At 60.5% G+C, this 23,200-nt stretch carries 18 protein-coding genes; 4 read left to right on the top strand and 14 right to left on the bottom strand.

What is annotated here, in order from left to right; translation table 11 throughout:
• Positions 1 to 133: 133 nt before the first annotated feature.
• Together INR99_RS08430 and INR99_RS08425 are read left to right on the top strand one after the other, a co-directional pair.
• Entirely contained in the window at positions 134 to 1,363 is a 1,230-nt protein-coding gene (locus INR99_RS08430) for a DUF1615 domain-containing protein (protein WP_194115900.1), read from the top strand.
• Positions 1,364 to 1,443: 80 nt separating this feature from the next.
• Complete coding sequence (locus tag INR99_RS08425) at positions 1,444 to 2,004, top strand: DUF2799 domain-containing protein (protein ID WP_194115899.1); 561 nt, start codon at positions 1,444 to 1,446, stop codon at positions 2,002 to 2,004.
• Positions 2,005 to 2,073: 69 nt separating this feature from the next.
• On the opposite strand, the gene INR99_RS08420 is transcribed toward INR99_RS08425, so the two are convergent.
• Both INR99_RS08420 and INR99_RS08415 read right to left on the bottom strand, forming a co-directional pair.
• Complete coding sequence (locus INR99_RS08420; protein ID WP_194115898.1) at positions 2,074 to 3,336, bottom strand: DUF3999 family protein; 1,263 nt, start codon at positions 3,334 to 3,336, stop codon at positions 2,074 to 2,076.
• Positions 3,329 to 7,231 carry a DUF2339 domain-containing protein gene (locus INR99_RS08415; protein WP_194115897.1) on the bottom strand — a complete coding sequence of 1,301 codons (3,903 nt, stop codon included), beginning with the start codon at positions 7,229 to 7,231 and terminating at the stop codon, positions 3,329 to 3,331. Before INR99_RS08415 ends, INR99_RS08420 begins: the two co-directional genes overlap by 8 nt.
• Before the next feature lie 248 nt (positions 7,232 to 7,479).
• On the opposite strand from INR99_RS08415, the gene INR99_RS08410 reads away from it, so the two are divergent.
• Complete coding sequence (locus INR99_RS08410; RefSeq protein ID WP_194115896.1) at positions 7,480 to 7,944, top strand: SMI1/KNR4 family protein; 465 nt, start codon at positions 7,480 to 7,482, stop codon at positions 7,942 to 7,944.
• A gap of 345 nt (positions 7,945 to 8,289) precedes the next feature.
• Here INR99_RS08410 and sucD read toward each other — a convergent pair whose 3' ends face one another.
• The 12 genes from sucD to INR99_RS08350 form a co-directional block, all read right to left on the bottom strand.
• Positions 8,290 to 9,174, bottom strand: a complete 885-nt coding sequence (gene sucD, locus INR99_RS08405) for a succinate--CoA ligase subunit alpha (RefSeq protein ID WP_194115895.1) — start codon at positions 9,172 to 9,174, stop codon at positions 8,290 to 8,292.
• Positions 9,175 to 9,201: 27 nt separating this feature from the next.
• Complete coding sequence (gene sucC / locus INR99_RS08400; protein ID WP_194115894.1) at positions 9,202 to 10,371, bottom strand: ADP-forming succinate--CoA ligase subunit beta; 1,170 nt, start codon at positions 10,369 to 10,371, stop codon at positions 9,202 to 9,204.
• Between the two features lie 93 nt (positions 10,372 to 10,464).
• On the bottom strand, positions 10,465 to 11,898 hold the full coding sequence (gene lpdA, locus INR99_RS08395) for a dihydrolipoyl dehydrogenase (RefSeq protein ID WP_194115893.1): 1,434 nt from the start codon (positions 11,896 to 11,898) through the stop codon (positions 10,465 to 10,467).
• A gap of 125 nt (positions 11,899 to 12,023) precedes the next feature.
• Positions 12,024 to 13,223, bottom strand: coding sequence for a 2-oxoglutarate dehydrogenase complex dihydrolipoyllysine-residue succinyltransferase (gene odhB, locus INR99_RS08390; RefSeq protein WP_194115892.1), 1,200 nt, complete (start codon positions 13,221 to 13,223; stop codon positions 12,024 to 12,026).
• A gap of 135 nt (positions 13,224 to 13,358) precedes the next feature.
• Entirely contained in the window at positions 13,359 to 16,163 is a 2,805-nt protein-coding gene (locus INR99_RS08385; RefSeq protein WP_194115891.1) for a 2-oxoglutarate dehydrogenase E1 component, read from the bottom strand.
• A gap of 105 nt (positions 16,164 to 16,268) precedes the next feature.
• On the bottom strand, positions 16,269 to 17,555 hold the full coding sequence (gene gltA / locus INR99_RS08380) for a citrate synthase (protein WP_194115890.1): 1,287 nt from the start codon (positions 17,553 to 17,555) through the stop codon (positions 16,269 to 16,271).
• 45 nt (positions 17,556 to 17,600) lie between these two features.
• Positions 17,601 to 17,846, bottom strand: a complete 246-nt coding sequence (locus INR99_RS08375) for an FAD assembly factor SdhE (RefSeq protein ID WP_194115889.1) — start codon at positions 17,844 to 17,846, stop codon at positions 17,601 to 17,603.
• Positions 17,847 to 17,860: 14 nt separating this feature from the next.
• On the bottom strand, positions 17,861 to 18,574 hold the full coding sequence (locus tag INR99_RS08370; protein ID WP_028456104.1) for a succinate dehydrogenase iron-sulfur subunit: 714 nt from the start codon (positions 18,572 to 18,574) through the stop codon (positions 17,861 to 17,863).
• A 13-nt stretch (positions 18,575 to 18,587) separates the two neighbouring features.
• Positions 18,588 to 20,360, bottom strand: a complete 1,773-nt coding sequence (gene sdhA, locus INR99_RS08365) for a succinate dehydrogenase flavoprotein subunit (protein WP_194115888.1) — start codon at positions 20,358 to 20,360, stop codon at positions 18,588 to 18,590.
• A 2-nt stretch (positions 20,361 to 20,362) separates the two neighbouring features.
• Positions 20,363 to 20,710 carry a succinate dehydrogenase, hydrophobic membrane anchor protein gene (gene sdhD, locus INR99_RS08360; RefSeq protein ID WP_194115887.1) on the bottom strand — a complete coding sequence of 116 codons (348 nt, stop codon included), beginning with the start codon at positions 20,708 to 20,710 and terminating at the stop codon, positions 20,363 to 20,365.
• Complete coding sequence (gene sdhC, locus INR99_RS08355; RefSeq protein WP_194115886.1) at positions 20,704 to 21,078, bottom strand: succinate dehydrogenase, cytochrome b556 subunit; 375 nt, start codon at positions 21,076 to 21,078, stop codon at positions 20,704 to 20,706. Before sdhC ends, sdhD begins: the two co-directional genes overlap by 7 nt.
• Positions 21,079 to 21,181: 103 nt before the next feature.
• Entirely contained in the window at positions 21,182 to 21,910 is a 729-nt protein-coding gene (locus INR99_RS08350; RefSeq protein WP_194115885.1) for a GntR family transcriptional regulator, read from the bottom strand.
• A gap of 223 nt (positions 21,911 to 22,133) precedes the next feature.
• Here INR99_RS08350 and INR99_RS08345 point away from each other — a divergent pair, with 223 nt between their 5' ends.
• Positions 22,134 to 23,111, top strand: a complete 978-nt coding sequence (locus INR99_RS08345; RefSeq protein WP_194115884.1) for a malate dehydrogenase — start codon at positions 22,134 to 22,136, stop codon at positions 23,109 to 23,111.
• Positions 23,112 to 23,200 lie beyond the last annotated feature (89 nt).

Raw genomic sequence — 23,200 nt, 5'->3', positions numbered from 1 at the left:
CCAAAATGACATGCTTTTCTGCAATCTAACTGCTTGACCTTGTGAAAACAAGCCTTACGCGTGCATTCGGTCACGCATTGCGGCACATGCCACCGCTAGAATCGCGCTTTCACTTCTTACAGCTGCTCCGATCATGCGCCGCATTCTGTCTGTCTCCGGTCTTTTGCTGCTCACGGCCTGTGCCACCACATCACCGCCGGCCATCACCCCGGAGCAGCCCAGTCCCGAACCTGCCACGACACCGATACCGGCAAGTACACCAGTTCCAGCAGTGACTCCGACGCCGGTGCCTGTCGTAACACCAGTCCCCGTGACGACCCCGACGCCCCAGCGCAAACCACCCAGCGAAGCCGAAGCACGGGCTCTGCTCAATCGCCTGCTGCCCGCGCAAATCAAGGATCGTGACGACTGGAATGCAGACATTCTGGACGCATTCACCGCCCTCAAGATTCCCTATACCGCCGAGCATTTCTGCGCCGCAGCAGCCGTGATCGAACAGGAATCCAGCTGGCAGGGTGACCCGGTCGTACCCGGGCTGGATCGCATAGTGTGGAAGGAAATCGAGGAAAAAGCGGACCGTTTCAAGTTGCCGATGGTGGCGGTCAGGACCGCCTTGCTCAAGCCTTCGCCAGATGGCCGCAGCTACAAGGAACGCATTGACACACTGCGCACCGAGCGTGAAATGAATGCGCTGTATCAGGATCTGGCGCGCGAAGCACGCAGCATCGGCTTGCCGATTGCCCAGAAAAATCCGATCCGTACCGGCGGCCCCATGCAGGTCAGCGTGGCCTTTGCCGAATCGCATGTGAATGTCTGGCCCTACCCTTATCCACGCCGCGGCAGTGTACGTGACGAAGTATTCACCCGACGCGGCGGCACCTATTTCGGCATCGCCATCCTGCTGCAGTACCCGGCACCGTACGGACGCGACATGGTGTATTACTTTGCCGACTTCAACGCCGGCAGGTATGCCAGCCGCAATGCCGCTTTCCAGGCCGCGCTGAACCAGCTCACCGGAGGCAGCATGGATCTGGATGGTGACCTGCTGCGCTACGAGAACGGCCAGCCGTCCCGGCAGCCCAGCAGCACACTGCTGGCGCTGGGCAAGCTGGCACCCAGGCTCGGCCTGAGCCCGGAGGCCATGCAGCGCGATCTGCAGCAGGAGAAAACCGTTGCCTTTGGCAGCAGCCCGACCTGGCAGAAGGTCTTTGCGCTGGCTGACCAGCAGGCTGGCAAGGCGCTACCACGCGCACGGATTCCGCAGATCGACCTGAAAAGCCCGAAAATCACCCGCAAGCTGACCACCGAGTGGTTTGCCAACCGGGTAAAGGGGCGTTTCGATACCTGCATGGCACGCCAGTAAGCATGCAGCGGATGCATTCAGGCAGAGTTCAGCTCGAAAATGCATACTGACCATTATCCAATGCCGATTGCGAGATCATCATGAAGCGTCTTGCTTCCTTGTCCCTGCTGGCGCTGCTGAGTGGCTGCGCCTCGCTGAGCGAAAGTGAATGCCGCACCGGCGACTGGTATGGCATCGGCCTGCGCGACGGGCAGGCCGGCCGCGATTCACAGATTGCGCAGCACGCCGAAGCCTGCGCCGAACTCGGTATCAAGCCACGGCTGGATCTGTATAACCGCGGGCGTACTGAAGGATTGCGCAGCTATTGCACGCCGGAAAACGGCTATCGGGTTGGCCTTGCCGGATCGGCGAGCGGCAATATCTGCCCGGCCGAAAACCAGGCCGCTTTTCTGGCGGCCTACCAGCGTGGCTATGAACGCTACCGGCTGCAGCGTGATCTGGACGATCTGGACAGGCGCATCGAACAGCGGGCTACCGAACGCGGCAAGCTTGAAGAGAAAATCGCGACCGCCAAGGATGAAAAAGACCGCAGACGCTGGTTGCGGGATCTGGACGACCTGAACCGTCAGCAAAGTTATGACCGGCGCAAGCGCGATGACTTGCGCTGGCAGTTGCGTCAGGAGCCGGAATACCGCTACTGATTACTAGCATGGGTATGCCGGCCAATCTCTTTTCTCGCATGGCATTTCGGCATATACACTGCCATTCAGTTAATCTTTGTCTGGATCGCCATTCACGGATTCAACGGCAGGCGGTGTTTCGCGCAGCAGGCGCCAGGCCATCGCTCCCAGCAGGGCCACTGCGAACAGCAAGCTCCCCCATAACCAGAATCTCCGCGAGTCAGGCCTGGATGCCCCCGCCACCGCCGCTACCGATGCTGGTTCATTGAGCAGGAATGGCTCGCCCAGCATGGCCGAGCCCACCGGAACCCGCCGATCCGACAACAGCGTCGCCAATTCGGCATCGCCACCATCCGCCCGTCCGGACAGATAGCCCAGCCGGAATGGCGGACTCCCCCGCGCCATGAAGATCAGTTGCCGAGCCTGCCAGCCCGCACGGACTTCCGGCACGCCCCGGCCCAGCCCGCCCTGCGCCGTATCCACCTGCAACAGCCAATAGTGCTGCGGGGCGGCGGCAAAGCCGCTGACCACGACAGGCGCACTGCCCACCCGCACCAGCGGCTGCTGCCAGACCAGCTGCCAGGGTGCCGAAGCGTCATTGCGTGCCAGCCACCGGGCCGCCACCAGGGTGTTGTTCTGCGGCAAGCGGACTTCCAGCCGCTCCAGCGGGGCCTTGACCGCCAGATCGAATTCATAGTCGCCGGCCTGCGCCGTGGCACGCCCTGCCACCCAGCTACTCCACTGCCACTCGACTGCGGGCACTTCAGCCTGCATGGTGATGGCATGGGCGGCATTCAGCGTGAAGGGTTGATCCAGCCAGTCGATCCGCAGATAGCGGCCGCTTGCACCTGCCAGATCGATGCGTGTCTGCGCCGGCCCACTGGCCAGCTTGAGCAGGCCGGTTTCTCCGCCTTCACGCCAGTGCTGCAGATCATCGCCCAGCCACCAGCGTACCCGGCCACGGTAGGCCGCGTCTGCCAGTTCCAGCTCCAGCGACGCCCACTGGGCGCTGGGCAATCGGCTACCATCAACCACCAGCCCACCACCGGGCATGGCAGTTGATGAGGCGGCCGTCTGGCTCGCCGGCAGCGGATAGAACGGCAAACTGTGCCGCTGGCTCACCCAGTTGCCAACAGGCTGATCGAACTGGGTCGGCACCGGCTCTCCGGTAGCATTGAACACCTGCAGATTGCGCCAGTTGCCACCAGCAGTGGCCGAATAGAGGCTCGCCGGCAAGCCCAGGCGGTAAGCCGGCGCTTCATCCCCGACCGCAATGCGGTAGTACACCTGGCTGCCGGCCGCAATAGCGGCAGACGCGGCGAAGGCCGCCAGCAGCACCGGCAGGCTACGCATGCCCTGCTCCGGCCACCGGCTTGCTTGCTGGCGGCAGTGGTGCCAGATAGCCGATCAGCAGCAGCAGCAGCCCCACGCCAATGAAGCTGACGATACGCGCCATGCCGCTCACATGCGACAGATCCAGCAGGAACAATTTGGCCACCACGGCGACCAGCAATACGCCACCGGCCAGCCACAGTGTGCGCTGGATCAGCCGCGTCGACCAGACCATCAGCACCAGTGCGAGAACGGTCCAGAACAAGGACAATGCGCTCTGCACCAGCATTGAATGGGTGAGTGCGTGCCATTCGTATGGCACGCCGGACCAGTGATGGATGGTGCGCATCAGCACCGCATTCAGCCAGAAAAAGGCCGTCACTCCCAGGAAGCAATAGACATTGCGGCGCGACAGCGAGGCCAGCTTGCCGGCCTTTGCCATCAGCACGAACCAGCAGCCCAGCAGCAACAGGATCAGCATCTGCAGCAAGTCCAGCGGATTAAGCAGTGGCACATGCGCCAGCCTCCCGCCATCATCATTGAGATTGGCAACGATCAGCCACAGCCACAGGCAGGCCAGCAGGCCGCCCGCGGCCGGCAGCAAACGCCGCTCACGCCCGCGCCAACATAGCCAGACCCCCAGACCGGCTGCCGCCAGCCACAGCAGGACAAAGCAGCGCTGCAAGACGCTGGAATCGGCAATCGCCGCCAGCGAGTACTGCAGATCCCAGCCGGAATGCGCGCTGCGCAACAGCATGGCATTGAGCAGGAGGAACAGTACCGCCGAACCGCCATACAGCAGCCAGTCCGGCAGGATCGGCCCCGTGCCGCGCTCGGTGCGGAACTGCTTCCAGTGCAGATAGACCGCAGCCAGCGCGGCCAGCTGGGCCAGCTCCAGCAGATTCAGGAAAGGAATGTAGCGCCATGCCAGTACCTGGGCATTGCTGGTATTGGCCAGAATGCTCCAGAACACCAGTAAACCCAGCACAGCTGCAGCTGCGCCACGGAATACCAGACGGCTTTCAGGATGACGAATGCGCGGCGGCAGCAGCACGGCCAGTGCGGCCCAGAACAATACCAGTGCCGATTGCACCTTCAGCGAATTCAGCAGGGTATCCAGCGAATACGGCAGCTCGGCATAGTGATGGAACATGCGCAGCACATCGGCGGTCAGCCAGGGTAGCAGCACCGTGCAGAGCAGCAGCGGTGCTGCCGTCGCCGGAAGACGCCAGGTAGACTCTCCGTTCACCTTGCGCAACCAGCCCAGTAGCGCAACCAGACCGAGCAGCACACCCACATCCAGCGGATTGAACAGCGGCACATAGACGAGCGGCGCGGGATTGCCATTGCTCAGCAGCGCCCAGCAGAACCAGACGGCCAGCGCCGGCAGCAGGGGCAGCGGTGCCAGCTCCAGATAGATGCGGCGGTGTTTCGCCAGCGGCCAGAGCCTGCAGCGGGTCAGCCCAGATACCAGCATTAGTATCGCGCCAGAGACGATTGGAACAGCCATATAGAACCAGATACCCTCTGGCAGATACAGCTTCAGCTGCCAGACCAGCTCGCGAACCAGCAAGCCGGCCAGACTCCACACCAGCAGCAGATGCAGCAGGCCAGCCAGCGAGAGCTCACCTTCATGTTGGCGCAGCTGCCACCAGCCTGCCGCATACACCAGCGGCAACACCAGCCAGCCCAGACTGCCCGCCGGATGTCCGGCATAGATCAAGGGCAGTGACCAGAGTGCGATGACCACCGGCAGGCTGAGTGCTGGCCAGCGCAGCATCGGCCAGGCCAGCCGTTTGCTCAGCCAGCCAGCCAGCAAGAAGCTGGCCGTTACAAACAGCAGCAAGCCCAGCGACTGCGCCTGAGTGCTCCCCAGTCCGGCATTGGCATACAGGCGTGCAATTTCCTGCCAGCCGGTTGCGAACCACCACACCCCGCCCAATGCTCCTGCCGCCATCGCAATCAGCGGCAACCAGGCCGGCAGCCAATCCGGCTGAGGGCGCCGCTGCAGCATGAAGCAGCTAAACAATGCCGCCAGTGCCAGCAGCAGACCGGAAATGCACGTGGCATTCAAGAGCGGCAAGGCAGCGGCTCCCGCCACCTGCCAGTTCGCCAGTACGGCAATTGCGGCCCCCAGTTGCAGCAGCAGCGCAAATGCCAGTGCCAGCCGGCGTTGCTGGCGCAGGCTGACCCAGACAATCGCCGCACCTTCCAGTGCCCACATCGCTGCCGTGGTCGGGCCATCAAAGGCCAGCGGAATCGCCAGGGTGGCAAACAGGACCCCCAGGGCCAGGAAGGACTCCGCCAACAGCTGCACACGTCCGGGGTAGCTGCGCTTGAGCCAGCCGGTCAGCCCCAGATACACCGCAGCCAGTACGACCGCAGACCAGGCCAAGCCAAATTCCAGCCCCTGCATCAGCCGCGCCAGCAAGGCCAGCGTAATCAGCGGCGTGCCGAACACCAGCGTACCATCCAGATAGTGCCGCACATCCAGCTCGCGATGCAGTGCATACAGAATCGCGATCAGCAGATAGAAGGCAAAGAACAGCGCCAGAAATGGCAGTGTGGACGCCATCAGCTCCGGCCGATAGCGCAGTACGCCCCACAGCGTCGCCACCCCGAAGGTGAATGCAAAGCCCAGCAGATTGAGCGAGCGCCAGGACTTGAACCAGGCCATGCCGAAAATGCCGGCATTCAGCAGCGCGAAATAGCTGAACAGCATCACATGGCTCCCCCCCCCGGTGCTGGTCAGTAGAGGCGCAAGAAAACCGCCGGTAATCCCCATCACCGCCAGCGAGCTGGCATCCTGCTTGATCGCCAGCAAGGCGGAAAACACGGCCAGGAGGATGAGAAAACCTAGCACCACACCGGCAGGCAAGAGGCTGAACAGCTTGAGCGTGACAAAGGCGGTGATGTAGAGAATACCCACAGCCCCACCCTGCAGGATCAGCCCGTACATGCGCCGGCTGTGGCGCAGTCGCCAGCCGGTAATCAGCAAGGCACTGGCACCGAGTGCCACTCCCGCCAGCCGCAGCTCGATCGGCAGCAGTTTGCTGTCCACCGCGTATTTCAGCAGGAAGGCGACACCAAAGAAGAGGATCAGCACCCCGACGCGCACCACACTATTACCGCCCAGCAGCCAGTTCTTGCAGAACTGGAAGCCGCGTGAGATCCAGTCCGACTCAGCGGGAACATGAGCCACGGCAGCGGGGACGGATTCGGCAGGCGCAGCGGCGATAACCGGGCCTGCTGGCACACTTCCCGCCTCTTCTTGCTGGGTACTGGCGGCCACCGGTGGCAATTCAAGTTTCTCGTTGTTTTGCTGTGCCGTTGCTGGCACCTCAAGCGCCGGCAGGCTCAGCAGCTCGCTTTGCTCAACCGGGGCCGCAAGCGGCTCGACATCGGCCAGAACCACTGATTGCTGCGGATTGTTGACGAGCAAGGCCTCGGGTACTGGCACTCGGTGGGCTTCTGCTGTCGCCTGATGCTCCGCGACAGGCTCGGAAAGCGCGGATACGGCGACGACAGTCGTTGCCTGCGCCGGAGCGGCGCTGGCGGCAAACTGCCCTGCCCGCACCAGTTCGCGCAACTCGGCAACCTCGCGTTCCAGTTGATTTACCCGCCATGCCAGCGCATCAATGCGCGTCATCCTGCCGTTTCCGGTCACGGCGGCCGCTGGCGCTGGCGCTGGCCCTGGCGCAGGAGCAGGAGCAGGAGCAGGAGCAGGAGCAGGAGCAGCAATCACATCGGGATGCTCGGGCTCCGACACACTCGCCGGCTTGGCTTCGTCGTCCTTGTTCGGGCTAAACAGATAGCCGAAGAAAAAACCGACGAGCCCGAGCGCAATTGCGACCTCGACACCGGAAACCATGGCCCCGATGATAAAAAAACCCACGGCCCAGAGCAGATTTTGCATAGCCAGCACGATCTCGATAAAAACCTGTGGTGGATTCTACCGAATAAACTGATCATGTAAATTTAATTACATTCCTATGTAAGAGAGATCACCAAACCGTATCAGCGCCAAACCGAGCCACTAGGAACAAACATCTGCACTAGGCAGACTGCAGAGAAGCTGAACACAAGCGTCGCACGCAATCTTTTCGTCCCCGTAAAAACATTTTGCCTCGTTTGTCTCGCAGATCTGCTGCAATCCACACAGAAATGAACATCATCATGGAAACACTCATCGAATCCTGCAGGGCAAAGCAGGTTGAAACTGGCAAACCCTGTGCAATCAGTGGTATCGACATCCAGCACGCGGAAGAGCGGCTGGGACAGTCCCTGCCTGCGTCATACAAGCGATGGCTGGCAAGCTGCGAGACAGCCAAGTTATACGGCAACTACATCCTGACCGTCGCGCCGCGTGAATACTGTGAGGGTGCTGATATAGACATCGCCACCGCACACCAGACAAATCTGGAGAATGGCTTGACGTGCGAAGAGCATATCGCGCTGTTCGAACCCGACTGGAACGAGTGGTTTTACTTCGACTGCAGCTTGCAGGATGCCAATGGTGAGTGGCCGGTTTTTGTCAAAGATCTGGAAAATGGCACGTGCTCAAAATTCGCCGACCATTTCACGGACTTCATGCACAAGTTGCTTGGGCGGATCGCAAGCTCGACATGAAATAAACTGCGGCTGTGCCGCTGCGATGTGACAGCTACCGAAGCTGCGGCAGATGGCGCTTTTCATCCTCGGTCAGTCCCCCCTCCACCAGGGCTGCTCATACGACCATTCAAGCAGCACCAGAGGCTGGAGATTTTTGCCGTTGTCATAGAGATGGATACGATCAGACATGACATATTCCTGCAGGCGAAACTGCGATGCTAAAAGGACAAAGCACAGCTGACCTAGGACCGAACGGTGGCTGATACACCTGCAATGCAATAAGCCCATAGGTCATTATGTCCCGGCAAACAACAACGCCACCTTGCGGTGGCGTTGTCATTACAGCAAGGCGGTGAATACTGCTTAGATCATGCCCTTAGCTTTAAGCAGTTCGAACATGGTCTTGCCGATTTCGGCCGGGCTGCGGGTGTAAGCAATGCCGGCCTTCTCGAAGGCCTTGAACTTCTCTTCGGCCGTGCCCTTGCCACCGGAGATGATCGCACCGGCGTGGCCCATGCGCTTGCCCTTCGGAGCAGTAACGCCGGCGATGTAGCCAACAACCGGCTTGGTCACGTAGGACTTGGCGAATTCGGCCGCTTCTTCTTCGGCCGAGCCACCGATTTCACCGATCATCACGATGGCGTCAGTATCCGGATCGTCCTGGAAGAGCTTCAGTGCGTCGATGTGGCTGGTGCCCGGAATCGGGTCGCCGCCGATACCGATACACGTGGACTGGCCCAGACCCAGTGCGGTGGTTTGTGCCACGGCTTCGTAAGTCAGGGTGCCGGAACGGGACACGATACCGATGCGACCCGGGTTGTGGATGTGCCACGGCATGATGCCGATCTTGCACTCGCCCGGGGTGATGATGCCGGGGCAGTTCGGGCCGATCAGGCGGATACCGGCTTCGTCAACGGCCTTCTTCACGTACAGCATGTCCAGAGTCGGCACGCCTTCGGTAATGCAGACAATCAGCTTCACTCCGGAATCGATCGCTTCCAGGATGGAATCCTTGGCAAACGCTGCCGGTACGTAGATCACCGAAGCGTCAGCCTGGGTCTGGCGAACAGCGTCCTTCATGGTGTTGAACACCGGCAGGCCGAGGTGCTCGGAACCGCCCTTGCCCGGAGTCACGCCACCAACCACCTTGGTGCCGACCTTCAGCGCCTGTTCGGCGTGGAAGGTACCGTTCTTGCCGGTGAAACCTTGCACCAGCACTTTCGTATCTTTGTTAACCAATACGCTCATTTCAATATCCTTTGCGGGTGCTGGTGATTACAGGGCGGCAACGGCAGCAACGATCTTCTCGGCTGCGTCGTTGAGGCCTTGTGCGGAAGTCAGCTTCAGACCGGATTCATCCAGGATCTTGGCACCGAGTTCGGCGTTGTTGCCTTCCAGACGAACGACAACCGGAACGGTCACGTTCACTTCCTTCACGGCAGCGATGATTGCTTCAGCGATCATGTCGCAGCGGACGATGCCGCCGAAGATGTTGATCAGCACGCCCTTCACCGAGGTGTCGGCCAGGATCAGCTTGAACGCTTCGATCACGCGTTCCTTGGTTGCGCCACCGCCCACGTCCAGGAAGTTGGCCGGCTGGCCACCCTTGAGCTTGATGATGTCCATGGTGGCCATCGCCAGACCGGCGCCGTTCACCATGCAGCCGATGTTGCCTTCCAGCGCCACGTAGTTCAGGTCGTGCTCGGAGGCCTTCACTTCGCGCTCGTTTTCCTGGGACTTGTCGCGTTGTGCCAGCAGTTCCGGGTGACGATACAGAGCGTTGGAATCCAGATTGATCTTGCCGTCCACGCAGGCCAGCTGACCATTTTCACGCAGTGCCAGCGGGTTGACTTCGAACAGGGCGAAATCGTTTTCGACGAAGGCCTTGTAGGCACCCATCATCAGCTTGGAGAAGGCAGCGATCTGCTCGCCGGCCAGACCCAGTGCGAACGCGGCGTCGCGAGTCTGGAACGGCTGCATGCCCACCAGCGGATCCACTTCGATCTTGATGATCTTTTCCGGGGTTTCTTCGGCAACCTTCTCGATTTCCACGCCACCTTCGGTGGAAACCATGAATACCACGCGCTGCGAACCGCGATCCACCACGGCGCCCAGATACAGCTCGCGCTGCACCGGGTACATGTCTTCGCACACCAGTACACTGTTGACCGGCTGGCCAGCCGCGTCGGTCTGATAGGTCACCAGATTGGTGCCCAGCAGCGTGGTTGCCACTTCAGCGGCTTCGTCGCGGCTCTTCACGACCTTTACACCACCAGCCTTGCCACGGCCGCCGGCGTGAACCTGGGCCTTGACGACGGCAAACTTGCCGCCCAGTTGGTCGTAGGCAGCAGCAGCTTCCTTCGGCGTGGTGGCCAGAATGCCTTTCTGTACCGGCAGGCCGTATTTGGCCAGCAGTTCCTTGGCTTGGTACTCGTGCAGATTCATCTCTGTTTTCCCTTTGTAAGGAGAGTGTTGTCCGGCGGACCGTCTTACCGGTCCGCCATGTTGATGCAGGCCGGCCGCAGCCGGCCGGTGTTGTTAGCTGTGCAGACCGCGCTTGTCGCAACCCAGCGCAGCTTCGTGCAGCGCTTCGGACAGCGACGGGTGAGCGTGGATGATGCGGGCGATGTCTTCGCTGGATGCATTGAATTCCATGGCCACGACGGCTTCGGAGATCAGCTCGGAGGCGAACGGGCCAATGATGTGCACACCCAGGATACGGTCGGTCTTGGCGCAGGCCAGCATCTTCACGAAGCCGGACACCTCACCCAGGCCCAGCGCACGACCGTTCGGGCTGAACGGGAACTGGCCCTTCTTGTACTCGATGCCTTCCGCCTTCAGCGCCTGCTCGGTCTTGCCGACCCAGGCCATTTCCGGACTGGTGTAGATCACCCACGGTACGACGTTGAAATCGATGTGCGGGTGCTGGCCGGCGATGCGCTCGGCCACGGCCACGCCCTCTTCCGACGCCTTGTGCGCCAGCATCGGGCCGCGCACCACGTCACCCACCGCCCAGATGTTGGGCAGGGAGGTACGACATTCGTCGTCAACAATCACGAAACCGCGCTCGTCCAGCGGCAAGCCCACCGATTCGGCGGCCAGATTCCAGGTGTTGGGCTGACGACCGATCGCCACGATCACCTTGTCGAAGGTTTCCTTGTGTTCCTTGCCCTCAGCGTCGGCGTACTCGATGGTCACGTCCTTCTTGCCCGGGGCCAGCTTGGCGATCTTCACGCCGCAGCTGATCTTCAGGCCCAGATCGCGGGTGAAGATGCGGTTGGCTTCGCGCGCCACGGCTTCGTCAGCGGCGAGCAGGAAGCCCGGAGCGCCTTCGAGAATGCTCACGTCGGCACCCAGGCGCTTCCACACCGAGCCCATTTCCAGCCCGATCACGCCGGCACCGATCACGCCCAGTTTCTTCGGGATTTCCGGAATCGCCAGTGCGCCTTCGTTATCCAGAATCAGCTTGTTGTCGGTCGGAACGCCCGGGAACTGACGCGGCGTGGAGCCGGTGGCGATGATGATGTGGGTAGTGGCGATGGTTTCGACCTTGTCACCATCGGTGACTTCGATCTGCCACTTGCCATCCACCTGGCCGACGATCTTGCCGTGGCCGTGCACGCTGGCAACCTTGTTCTTCTTGAACAGGTAGCCGATGCCCTGGGTCAGCTTGGTAACGATGCCGTCCTTGCGCTCAAGCATCTTCTTCACGTCGAACTTGGCGCCGGAGACGGAAATGCCGTGCGCTTCGAACTTGTGCTCGATGCGTTCCCAGTTTTCCGATGATTCCAGCAGCGCCTTGGACGGGATGCAGCCGACGTTCAGGCAAGTGCCGCCCAGGCTGGCTTCACCGGCCTTGTTCTTGAATTCGTCCACGCAGGCGGTATTGAAACCGAGCTGCGCGGCACGGATGGCTGCCACATAACCGCCGGGGCCGGCACCGATCACAACCACATCGAATTGTTGCGACATGCTGTTTCCTTTGCTTGGGTGTATTCCGATACCCAACCGGATATACACGTGTATCTCATTTATTTTCTCAATCTGCAGAGATATACCCTGCATTTTGGCAGGGCTTGCGCCCTGCCTTGCCGCAATTACAGATCCAGCAGGAGGCGCGCCGGATCTTCGATGGCGTCCTTGATGGCCACCAGGCTCAGCACGGCTTCGCGGCCGTCGATGATGCGGTGGTCATAGGATTGGGCCAGATACATCATCGGGCGCACCACAACTTGGCCGTTTTCCACCACGGCACGTTCCTTGGTGGCGTGCATGCCGAGGATCGCGGATTGCGGCGGGTTGATGATCGGGGTGGACATCATCGAGCCGAAGGTGCCGCCGTTGGAAATGGTGTAGGTGCCACCGGTCAGTTCTTCCACGCCCAGCTTGCCTTCCTGCGCACGCTTGCCGAAATCGGCGATGGTCTTTTCGATGTCGGCCAGACTCAGCTTGTCGGCATCACGAATGATGGGCACCACCAGACCACGCGGGCTGCCAACGGCGACACCGATGTCGAAATAACCGTGGTAAACGATGTCGTTGCCGTCAACCGACGCGTTCACGATCGGGTACTTCTTCAGCGCGGCAACCGCAGCCTTCACGAAGAAGCCCATGAAGCCCAGCTTCACACCGTGATCCTTCTCGAACTTGTCCTTGTACTTGTTGCGCAGATCCATCACCGGCTTCATGTTGACTTCGTTGAAGGTGGTGAGGATGGCATTGGTCGACTGCGATTGCAGCAGACGCTCGGCCACACGCTGGCGCAGGCGGCTCATCGGCACGCGCTGTTCCGGGCGCTCGCCCGGGATGATGATGGCCGGAGCGGCAACCGCGGCAGGCGCTGCAGCAGGCTTGGCCAGATGATTCTGCACATCTTCCTTCAGTACGCGGCCGCCACGGCCGGTACCAGCCACATCCGCCACGTTGACGCCGGCATCTGCCGCCAGCTTCTTGGCTGCGGGCATGGCATGGCCGCCCGTGGCTGCGGCGGCAGGTGCTGCTGCCGGTGCCGGTGCAACGGCCGGTGCTGCGGCCGCCGGAGCGCTGGCTGCAGCAGTGGCCGCGGTGTCGATCTTGGCAATCACTTGCTGGCTGGTCACGGTAGCACCGTCAGCCTGCACGATTTCAACCAGCACGCCGCCTTGCGGTGCCGGGATTTCCAATACGACCTTGTCGGTTTCGATGTCGATCAGGTTTTCGTCGCGGGCAACGGCCTCGCCGACTTTCTTCTTCCAGCTGATCAGGGTGGCTTCGGATACGGATTCCGGCAGCTGCGGTACTTGAACTTCTACGATCATGGTTACGACTCCCAAAGTGCTCGAGGCAACTATTCTTGGATTCCGGCGCGCGAGTCCGGATTGTTGTCCCGCTGCTCAGGCTGCGGGTGGCAAAACGCAGAAAGCGGCGCCCGCTTGCACGGACGCCGCACCGGATTACAGGGTCATGGCTTCGTCGACGAAGGCCTTGAGCTGGGCATTGTGCTTGCTCATATAGCCCACGGCCGGCGAGGCAGAGGACGGACGACCGGCAAACGATAGGGTCTGCTTCGGAGCCAGCACGCCTTCGAGACGATGGCGGATCTGGTACCAGGCGCCCTGGTTCTTCGGCTCTTCCTGCACCCACATGATTTCGCGGGCGTTCGGATACTTCGCCAGTTCGGCCTGCAGCTCTTCGGTCGGGAAGGGATACAGCTGCTCGATGCGGACGATGGCGATGTCCTTGATGTCGCGCTCGCGCCGGCCATTGAGCAGATCGTAGTAGACCTGGCCCGAGCAGCAGAGCACTCGCTTGACCTTCTTGGCATCGGCTTCGCCGTTGTCGGCAATCACCGTGCGGAATTCACCGCTGGTGAAGTGCTCGAGCGGGCTCATCGAATCCTTGTAGCGCAGCAGCTTCTTGGACATGATGATGATCAGCGGCTTGCGGTACGGGCGCACCATCTGGCGACGCAGCGCATGGAACATCTGCGCGGATTCGGACGGCATCAGCACCTGCACATTGTGCTCGGCACACAGTTGCAGATAGCGCTCGACCCGCGCGGACGAGTGTTCCGGCCCCTGGCCGTCGTAACCGTGCGGCAGCATCATGGTCAGGCCGGACAGACGGCCCCACTTGGTTTCACCAGAGGTGATGAACTGGTCGATTACCACTTGCGCACCATTGGCGAAGTCGCCGAACTGGGCTTCCCAGATCACCAGCTCATCCGGCGCCGACGAGGAATAACCGTATTCGAAGGCCAGCACCGCTTCTTCGTTCAGGATCGAGTCGATCACCAGGAAATGCGCCTGATTGTCCGACAGATTCTGCAGCGGGATATAGGTACCCTGATCCCACTTCTCGCGGTTCTGGTCGTGCAGCACGGCATGACGATGGCTGAAGGTACCGCGACCGGAATCTTCACCGGAAATGCGCACCGGATAGCCTTCGGTCAGCAGGGTCGCGTAGGCGAAATGCTCGGCCGTGCCCCAGTTTACCGGCAGGTTGCCCTTGGCCATTTCGAGACGGTCCTTGAGTTCCTTCTCGACGGTCGAGCGCAGCTTGAAGTTCTCCGGATAGCTGGTGAACTTCTCGGCCAGACGCTGCAGGTCAGCCTGGCCCACGGCGGTAGTGACCGGATGGCGCCAGTGCGTGCCCATGTACTTGGACCAATCTACCGCGTAGGAGCGCTTGTAGTCGGTCAGCGTGGTCTGCTCGACATGCTCGCCACGATCCAGCGCGGCGCGGTAGGCGTCGATCATTGCATTGGCATCGGCTTCGCTGACCACGCCTTCGTTGACCAGACGCTCGACGTACTTCTTGCGCGGCCCCGGATGGGCAGCAATTTTCTTGTACATCATCGGCTGGGTCACGAAGGGATCATCCGCCTCGTTGTGACCATGCTTGCGGTAGCAGACGAGGTCGATTACCACGTCCTTGTGGAACTTCTGGCGATACGCCAGCGCCGCTTCGGTCACCAGGCACACGGCTTCCGGATCATCACCGTTAACGTGGAAGATCGGTGCTTCGACCATCTTGGCGATGTCGGTACAGAACAGCGTGGAACGGTTGTCACGCACATCGGAGGTGGTGAAACCGACCTGATTGTTGATCACCAGGTGAACAGTACCACCGGTACCGTAGCCACGGGTCTGCGACAGGTTGAACGTGCCCTGGTTGGTACCCAGACCGATGAACGCGGAATCACCGTGGATCAGCACGGGCATGACCTGATCACCGGTCAGATCCTTGCGGCGGTGCTGACGGGCACGGGTCGAACCTTCGACTACCGGGTTCACGATTTCCAGGTGCGACGGGTTAAACGCCAGCGTCAGATGTACCGGACCACCTGCAGTCGGGATATCCGAGCTGAAGCCCATGTGGTACTTCACGTCACCGGACGGCAGCTGGGTGCTGTAACGGCCTTCGAATTCGCCGAACAGGTCACGCGGTTGCTTGCCAAGGATGTTCACCAGCATGTTCAGACGACCACGGTGGGCCATGCCGATCACGATTTCCTGGACGCCAGCAGTACCCGCAGCCTGCACTAGGTAATCCATCGCCGGGATCATGCTGTCGCCGCCTTCGAGCGAGAAGCGCTTCTGGCCAACGTATTTCTTGTGCAGGTATTGTTCCAGCGTTTCAGCGGCAGTGACCTGCTTAAGGATCCGCAGCTTCTGGTCACGGCTGAAATTCGGCGTGGAACGGCGTGACTCGAAGAAATCCATGCACCAGGCACGCTCTTCGGCATTGGTCACGTGCATGTATTCCAGACCGATATTGCCGGTGTAGGTCTGCTTCAGGAAGCCGACCACTTCACCCACCGTCGCACGCGGCATGCTGTCGATGTTGGTACCTAGGCTGGATGCCATGTCGCTGTTGCTGAAGCCGTAAGTCTTCGGCTCCAGCGCCGGCAGCGGCGCCTTGTCCATGCGCTGCAGCGGATCAAGATTGGCTGCGCGCGAGCCCATGATGCGGTAGGCGGAAATCATGCGCAGCAGATCAACCTGCTTGCGGGTCGCCGCTTCGTCAACGGCGACCGCCGGACGGTGCGGCTGCTTGGCAAGCTGGCGGAAGGATTCTTCGATCGGTGCACGCGGGATGTCGCGCTCGCCGGCTTGTGTCTGTTGCAGCTGGTCGAAATAGCCGCGCCACTGTGCATCCACGGCCGAGGGATCAGCCAGATACAGTTCGTAGAGCTCTTCCACGAAGGGGGCATTCCCACCGAACAGGTGCGAATTGGTTGTCAGTTCTTTCATCATTGCCGTGGTAAATCCTGTTTTATGTACCGGGCAAGCCGCAAGCTGATGCCCGTTTCCGGTCAATGCAGTAACGCCACCGGCATACAGCCGGTGGCGCACTTGGTATTAGCCGCGGTCTGCCATCTTCACGTAGTCACGGCGCGGAGCACCGGTGTACAGCTGGCGCGGACGACCGATCTTCATGCCCGGATCGGACATCATTTCGTTCCAGTGGCTGATCCAGCCCACGGTACGGGCAACCGCGAAGATCACGGTGAACATTTCTACCGGAATACCCAGAGCGGACTGGACGATGCCGGAGTAGAAGTCGACGTTCGGGTAGAGCTTGCGGGATACGAAGTATTCGTCTTCCAGCGCAATCTTTTCCAGCGCCATGGCCAGCTTGAACTTCGGATCGTCCTGCAGGCCCAGTTCGGCCAGTACTTCGTCGCAGGTGCGCTTCATGATCGCAGCACGCGGGTCCATGTTCTTGTACACGCGGTGACCGAAACCCATCAGTTTGTGGGTCTTGTTCTTCACTCCTTCCATGAAGGCCGGAACATTTTCCACCGAGCCGATTTCATCAAGCATCAGCAGTACAGCTTCGTTGGCGCCGCCGTGCGACGGGCCCCACAGTGTGGCGATACCGGCGGCGATGCAAGCAAACGGATTGGCGCCGGACGAACCGGACAGGCGTACAGTCGAGGTGGAGGCATTCTGCTCGTGATCGGCGTGCAGGATCAGGATGCGGTCGAGCGCACGGACCAGCACCGGATTCGGCTCGTACGGTGCGCACGGGGTGGAGAACATCATGTGCATGAAGTTCGCGGTGTAGCTCAGGTCGTTGCGCGGATAGGCGAACGGCAGGCCCTGGCTGTAGCGGTAGCACATCGCCGCGATGGTCGGAATCTTCGACAGCAGGCGGTAGATAGCCACTTCGCGGTGACGCGGGTTGGCAACATCCAGGCTGTCCTGATAGAAGGCCGACAGGGCACCAACCACGCCAACCATCATGGCCATCGGGTGGGCATCACGGCGGAAGCCTTGCCAGAAGCGGGTCAGCTGCTCGTGAACCATGGTGTGCTCGGTCACGGTCTTCACGAACTCGTCCTTCTGCGCCTTGCTCGGCAGTTCGCCGTAAATCAGCAGATAGCAGGTTTCCAGGAAGTCGGAGCCGCCTTCGGCCAGCTGCTCGATCGGGTAACCGCGGTAGTACAGCTGCCCCTGGTCACCATCGATGAAGGTGATTTTGGATTCGCAGGAAGCGGTTGCCAGAAAACCCGGGTCAAACGTGAACATGCCGGTCTTGGCAAAGGTACGGATGTCCACTACGGACGGGCCCAGCGTGCCATCGAGAACGGGCAGATCAAGCGACTGGTCGCCGTTGTAGGAGAGAGTTACCTTCTTGTCCATCGCAGAAATACTCCTGTGTGTGAAGTTCGGCAAAGGCCGAAAAGTCTAGTGTTGTGCTGCGCGGATGCGCTCGAGCATGGGCTTGAGCTGTGCATCCGGGCAGTCGGCCTTGCCATTCAGATAATCGAGAAAGTCATTGTCCGGCAGCAGCAGGACGGCTTCGTATTCGGCCAGATCGGCATCCGAGAGCGTGGGTAGCACCTCCGCCACAAAACGCTCCAGCTGCAGATCCAGTTCCAGCAGGCCGCGGCGCGAGCGCCACACCAGCCGTTTCAGATGAATGTCGTCCATGTGCTTGCCCGCCCTTACGCTACGCGCTTGAGCATCAGTTCCTTGATCTTGCCGATCGCCTTGGTCGGGTTCAGCTCCTTCGGACACACATCGACGCAGTTCATGATGGTGTGGCAGCGGAACAGGCGGTACGGGTCTTCCAGATTGTCCAGACGCTCGTTGGTCGCGGTATCGCGGGTGTCCGCGATAAAGCGGTAGGCAGCCAGCAGGCCTGCCGGACCGACGAATTTGTCCGGGTTCCACCAGAACGACGGACAGGAGGTCGAACAGCACGCACACAGAATGCACTCATAAAGGCCGTCGAGTTCCTTGCGGTCTTCCTGGCTTTGCAGGCGCTCGCGATCCGGCGCCGGTGTGTCATTGATCACGTAGGGCTTGATCGAATGGTACTGCTTGAAGAACTGGGTCATGTCGACGATCAGATCGCGGATGACCGGCAGGCCCGGCAGCGGACGAACTTCGATCGGCTGCTTGAGCGTATCGATGTCGGTAATACAGGCCAGGCCATTCTTGCCGTTGATGTTCATCGCATCCGAACCGCACACGCCTTCACGGCAGGAACGGCGGAAGGACAGCGATTCGTCGACAACTTTCAGCTTGACCAGCGCGTCCAGCAGCTTGCGCTCGGTGCTCGGATCCACCTCGACACTGATGTCCTGCATGTAGGGCTTGGCATCCTTGTCCGGATCGTAGCGATAGATGCGGAATTTGACAGTTTGCATGCTCATTTCTCGGCGCCTCTTAGTACGAGCGGGTCTTCAGTGCGATGGTTTCGACGGTCAGCGGCTTCAGGTTCACCGGCTTGTAATCCAGACGGTTGCCATCACGATGCCACAGGGTGTGCTTCAACCAGTTCTGGTCGTCACGGCCGTTCGGATTTTCCGGCGTATCGGCAGCGTCATCACGCACGTGCGCGCCACGCGATTCGGTGCGGGCATTGGCCGAGATCATGGTGGCCTTGGCCACTTCGATCAGGTTCTCCAGTTCCAGCGCTTCGATGCGGGCGGTGTTGAAAGTCTTGGATTTGTCGGCGATTTCGGTGGTCTTCACCAGCTTCTCGACTTCCAGAATCTTCTCGACACCTTGTGCCAGCATATCCTTGAAGCGGAACACGCCACAGTGCGCCTGCATGGTACGCTGCATGGCAGAACGGGCTTCATGTACATTGCTGCCGTTTTTCTGGGTGTTCAACCGCTCGACACGGGCGACGGAACGCTCCACATCGGCGGTGTGCAGCTCCGGCAGATCCTTGGGTGCGGCCTTGATGTAGTCGATCATGCTGTTGCCGGAGGACTTGCCGAAAACCAGCAGATCCAGCAGCGAGTTGGTACCCAGACGGTTGGCACCATGCACCGAGGCGCAAGCCACTTCGCCGGCAGCATAGAAACCCTGGACGGTATTACCATCAACCACTACTTCACCCTTGTAGTTGGTCGGGATACCCCCCATCTGGTAGTGACAGGTCGGCACAACCGGGATCGGCGCCTTGATCGGGTCCACACCGGCAAACTTGATCGAAATCTCGCGGATGCCCGGCAGTTTGGACATGATGACTTCCGGATCCAGATGCGTGATGTCGAGCAGCACGTGATCCTTGTTCGGGCCACAGCCACGACCTTCATTGATTTCGGTGACCATGGCGCGGGAAACGACGTCACGCGAAGCCAGATCCTTGGCATTCGGCGCATAGCGCTCCATGAAGCGCTCGCCCTGCGCATTGCGGAGAATGCCACCTTCACCGCGAACGCCCTCGGTAATCAATACGCCCGCACCAGCCACACCGGTCGGGTGGAATTGCCAGAACTCCATGTCTTCCAGCGGGATACCGGCACGTGCAGCCATCCCCAGACCGTCACCGGTGTTGATGAAAGCGTTGGTCGACGAAGCAAAGATGCGGCCCGCACCACCCGTGGCAAACAGGGTCGCCTTGGCCTGGAATACGTAGATCTCGCTGGTTTCCATTTCCATGGCCACCACGCCCTGCACATTGCCTTCAGCGTCGCGCACCAGATCCAGCGCCATCCATTCAACGAAGAACTGGGTATTGGCGCGCACATTGCGCTGGTACAGCGCATGCAGCATGGCGTGGCCAGTGCGGTCAGCGGCAGCACAGGCGCGGCGTACCGGCTTTTCGCCGAAATTGGACATGTGGCCACCGAAGGGGCGCTGATAGATGGAGCCATCGGCATTGCGGTCGAACGGCATGCCAAAATGTTCCAGCTCAACCACGACATTCGGCGCCTCGCGGCACATGAATTCGATGGCGTCCTGGTCACCCAGCCAGTCCGAACCCTTCACGGTGTCGTACATGTGCCAGTGCCAGTGATCCGGCTCGGAATTGCCCAGCGAGGCGGATACGCCGCCCTGCGCAGCAACGGTGTGCGAACGGGTCGGGAATACCTTGGAGAGCACGGCGGTTTTCAGGCCGGCTTCGGACAGTTGCAGTGCGGCGCGCAGACCGGCACCACCCGCACCGACAATTACCGCATCGAATTTGCGAACAGGAATGGCCATGCTCAAACACCCCACACAACTTTAATCATGTAAACGAGACTGGCTACCAGCCACAGGATCGTCACCACATGCGCGGTCACGCGCAGGCCCAGCGGCTGGATGTAGTCCATCCAGATGTCGCGGATACCGACCCAGGCATGCCACAGCAGTGCTAGGAAGGTTACGGTACTCAGTACGCGCACCCAGGTACAGGAGAACAGTTTCTGCCAGTCGGCGTAGCCGGCCTTGGCGGCAAACAGGACAAATGCGCCAACAGCAACGGCATAAACCAGCATGATGACGGCGGTGGCGCGCTGCACCAGCCAGTCGCGCAGCCCGTAGTGCGCACCTACAACGTGACGATTTACCATGCATATGCTCCGATAGCGGCAGTCAGCGCGAGGCTCACCACCATGACGATCATCGAGGTCGCACGGGCAGTCTTCAGATCAGTGCCCTTGTGCATGTCCAGGAACAGGAAGCGGGTGCCGGCACAGGCGTGATGCAGGAATGCCCACAACACCACCAGCAGCAGCAGCTTGGCCAGCGGATTGGCCAGACAGGCGCGGAACGCCTCGAAACGCTCGGCACTCGCCAGCGAACCTTCCAGTGCATACAGCACAAAGGGAATGGATAAAGCCAGCAAGGCACCACTGATACGGTGCAGGCCGGACACAATGGCAGGCAGCGGAAATTTGATTACCCGCAGATCCAGGTGCTTGGGGCGTGTCTTTTGCATAACGCGCGTTCCTCTTCTGTACAAATCAGGCGATGTCGCCATCGCCACCCTCTCTCATCCGCTATCTTATATAAGACCGACCCATAAGACAGCATTTAAAAACCTAAACCTGCGGACTAAGCACCGGTGGCTCGAAAGCCAGCTCTTCCGTCCTCAGCCAGGCGACGCTCCATACCTGGGGGCGCCCCTCAAAATCCACGGCCAACCGCACAAGCTGCAGCAATGGCTCATTCACATCCGTCATCAAGAGTCGCGCTTCGGTTTGCCCGGCCAGCACAGCCCGGTAACGCACCTGGCCGTCCTTGAGGCGAACACCGAAATCCCGCCAGCACAACTCGCGAAGGTTCCCCTTCAGCTCCCTGATCCGCCGCATTTCCAGACTTGGAAAATTGGCTTCAGGCAGCAGCATTTCTTCCAGACCAATCACCTGCCCACCGACACGCAACAGCCGGCGAACCTGCCACAATGCCGCAGCCCGTCGCAGCCCGAGAATCTCCGCCAGTTGCTCGCCGGCATGGATCTTCACGCAGCTCAGCAACTCGACACTGGGCTTGACCCCATCGGCACCTGCCGGTGTTGTAAAGAGGCCACGCAACAGAAAGTCACTGGTCCCCGCCACAAACGTCCCGACCCCCTGGCGGCGATACAACACCGCATCGGCTACCAGTGCATCCAGTGCCTTGCGAACCGTCCCCTGGCTCACGCCAAAGCGCTTGGCCAAGTCTGTTTCGCTCGGCAGGGATTCATCCTCATCCCACTCGCCCGCCTCGATGGCCGCCATCACTTCGCGGAGCACCTGTCGGTAGAGGGGCTGTGCAGCAAGTTTGCTCATGATCAATATACGCGCTTTGTATCACAGTTATTGGCGGCAAGTCTAGCACAGGTCTTATATAAGACAAAAGATGTAACACGATTTTTGATTTCATGGCACAATTCAAATCACGGACGCCCGCCCGCGTGATACACTGGCGCGCACCAGTCGGCAGCGAACGCCGGCATGACAGCTTTATATAAATGGAGGCGTGTCGCCCTCCAAGCCTTCGGAGTTCATGAACATGAAGAAACCTGTACGCGTTGCCGTTACCGGCGCAGCCGGCCAGATTGGTTACAGCCTGCTGTTCCGCATCGCCTCCGGCGCCATGCTGGGTCCGGATCAACCGGTCATCCTGCAACTGCTGGACATCACTCCGTCCCTGCCGGCGCTCAACGGCGTGGTCATGGAACTGGATGACTGTGCATTCCCGCTGCTGGCCGGCATCGTTCAGACTGACGATCCGATGGTTGCCTTCAAGGATGCCGACGTTGCCCTGCTGGTTGGCGCCCGTCCGCGCGGCCCGGGCATGGAGCGCAAGGATCTGCTCGAAGCCAATGGCGCCATCTTCACCACCCAGGGCAAGGCACTGAACGCCGTAGCCTCGCGTGACGTAAAGGTGCTGGTGGTCGGCAACCCGGCCAACACCAACGCCTACATCGCCATGAAGAATGCACCGGACCTGAACCCGGCCAACTTCACTGCCATGATGCGTCTGGATCACAACCGCGCCCTGACCCAAATCGCCCAGAAGACCGGCGTTGCCGTCACTGACGTCACCAAGATGACCATCTGGGGCAACCACTCCGCCACCCAGTATCCGGACATCTTCCACGCCGAAGTGAAGGGCCAGAATGCTGCGAACCTGATCAACGATCAGAAGTGGCTGGAAAGCGAATTCATCCCGACCGTTCAGCAACGTGGCGCAGCCATCATCAAGGCGCGCGGCCTGTCTTCCGCCGCCTCTGCTGCCAATGCTGCCATCGACCACATCCGTAACTGGGTACTGGGCACTCCGGAAGGCGACTGGGTCACCATGGGTGTTCCGGCCAACGGCGAATACGGCTACAGCGACCTGATCTACGGCTACCCGGTAACCTGCAAGGACGGCAAGTACACCATCATCGAAGGCCTGGAAATCAGCGAATTCAGCCGAGCCAAGATGGACGCCACCGCCAAGGAACTGTCCGAAGAGCGTGACGCGATCAAGCACCTGCTGTAATCAGGCAGCCCCTGCTCCAGCAAAAAGCCCCGCAGTGCGGGGCTTTTTGTTTGCCAAAATCAGCTTAATACTGCAAAAGGTATCACTCT

Origin of the sequence: Chitinilyticum piscinae (genome assembly GCF_015223195.1) — a bacterium.
Lineage (GTDB): Bacteria > Pseudomonadota > Gammaproteobacteria > Burkholderiales > Chitinibacteraceae > Chitinilyticum > Chitinilyticum piscinae.
This window is presented reverse-complemented; position numbering and strand designations above follow the sequence as displayed.

Coding starts and splice junctions, on each gene's coding strand:
- sdhA (WP_194115888.1), bottom strand. CDS start 20,360: ATGGCCATTCCTGTTCGCAAATTCGATGCGGTAATTGTCGGTGCGGGT.
- INR99_RS08385 (WP_194115891.1), bottom strand. CDS start 16,163: ATGATGAAAGAACTGACAACCAATTCGCACCTGTTCGGTGGGAATGCC.
- INR99_RS08350 (WP_194115885.1), bottom strand. CDS start 21,910: ATGAGCAAACTTGCTGCACAGCCCCTCTACCGACAGGTGCTCCGCGAA.
- odhB (WP_194115892.1), bottom strand. CDS start 13,223: ATGATCGTAGAAGTTCAAGTACCGCAGCTGCCGGAATCCGTATCCGAA.
- sdhC (WP_194115886.1), bottom strand. CDS start 21,078: ATGCAAAAGACACGCCCCAAGCACCTGGATCTGCGGGTAATCAAATTT.
- INR99_RS08345 (WP_194115884.1), top strand. CDS start 22,134: ATGAAGAAACCTGTACGCGTTGCCGTTACCGGCGCAGCCGGCCAGATT.
- lpdA (WP_194115893.1), bottom strand. CDS start 11,898: ATGTCGCAACAATTCGATGTGGTTGTGATCGGTGCCGGCCCCGGCGGT.
- sucC (WP_194115894.1), bottom strand. CDS start 10,371: ATGAATCTGCACGAGTACCAAGCCAAGGAACTGCTGGCCAAATACGGC.
- INR99_RS08410 (WP_194115896.1), top strand. CDS start 7,480: ATGAACATCATCATGGAAACACTCATCGAATCCTGCAGGGCAAAGCAG.
- INR99_RS08375 (WP_194115889.1), bottom strand. CDS start 17,846: ATGGACGACATTCATCTGAAACGGCTGGTGTGGCGCTCGCGCCGCGGC.
- gltA (WP_194115890.1), bottom strand. CDS start 17,555: ATGGACAAGAAGGTAACTCTCTCCTACAACGGCGACCAGTCGCTTGAT.
- INR99_RS08425 (WP_194115899.1), top strand. CDS start 1,444: ATGAAGCGTCTTGCTTCCTTGTCCCTGCTGGCGCTGCTGAGTGGCTGC.
- INR99_RS08370 (WP_028456104.1), bottom strand. CDS start 18,574: ATGAGCATGCAAACTGTCAAATTCCGCATCTATCGCTACGATCCGGAC.
- INR99_RS08420 (WP_194115898.1), bottom strand. CDS start 3,336: ATGCGTAGCCTGCCGGTGCTGCTGGCGGCCTTCGCCGCGTCTGCCGCT.
- INR99_RS08430 (WP_194115900.1), top strand. CDS start 134: ATGCGCCGCATTCTGTCTGTCTCCGGTCTTTTGCTGCTCACGGCCTGT.
- sucD (WP_194115895.1), bottom strand. CDS start 9,174: ATGAGCGTATTGGTTAACAAAGATACGAAAGTGCTGGTGCAAGGTTTC.
- sdhD (WP_194115887.1), bottom strand. CDS start 20,710: ATGGTAAATCGTCACGTTGTAGGTGCGCACTACGGGCTGCGCGACTGG.
- INR99_RS08415 (WP_194115897.1), bottom strand. CDS start 7,231: ATGCAAAATCTGCTCTGGGCCGTGGGTTTTTTTATCATCGGGGCCATG.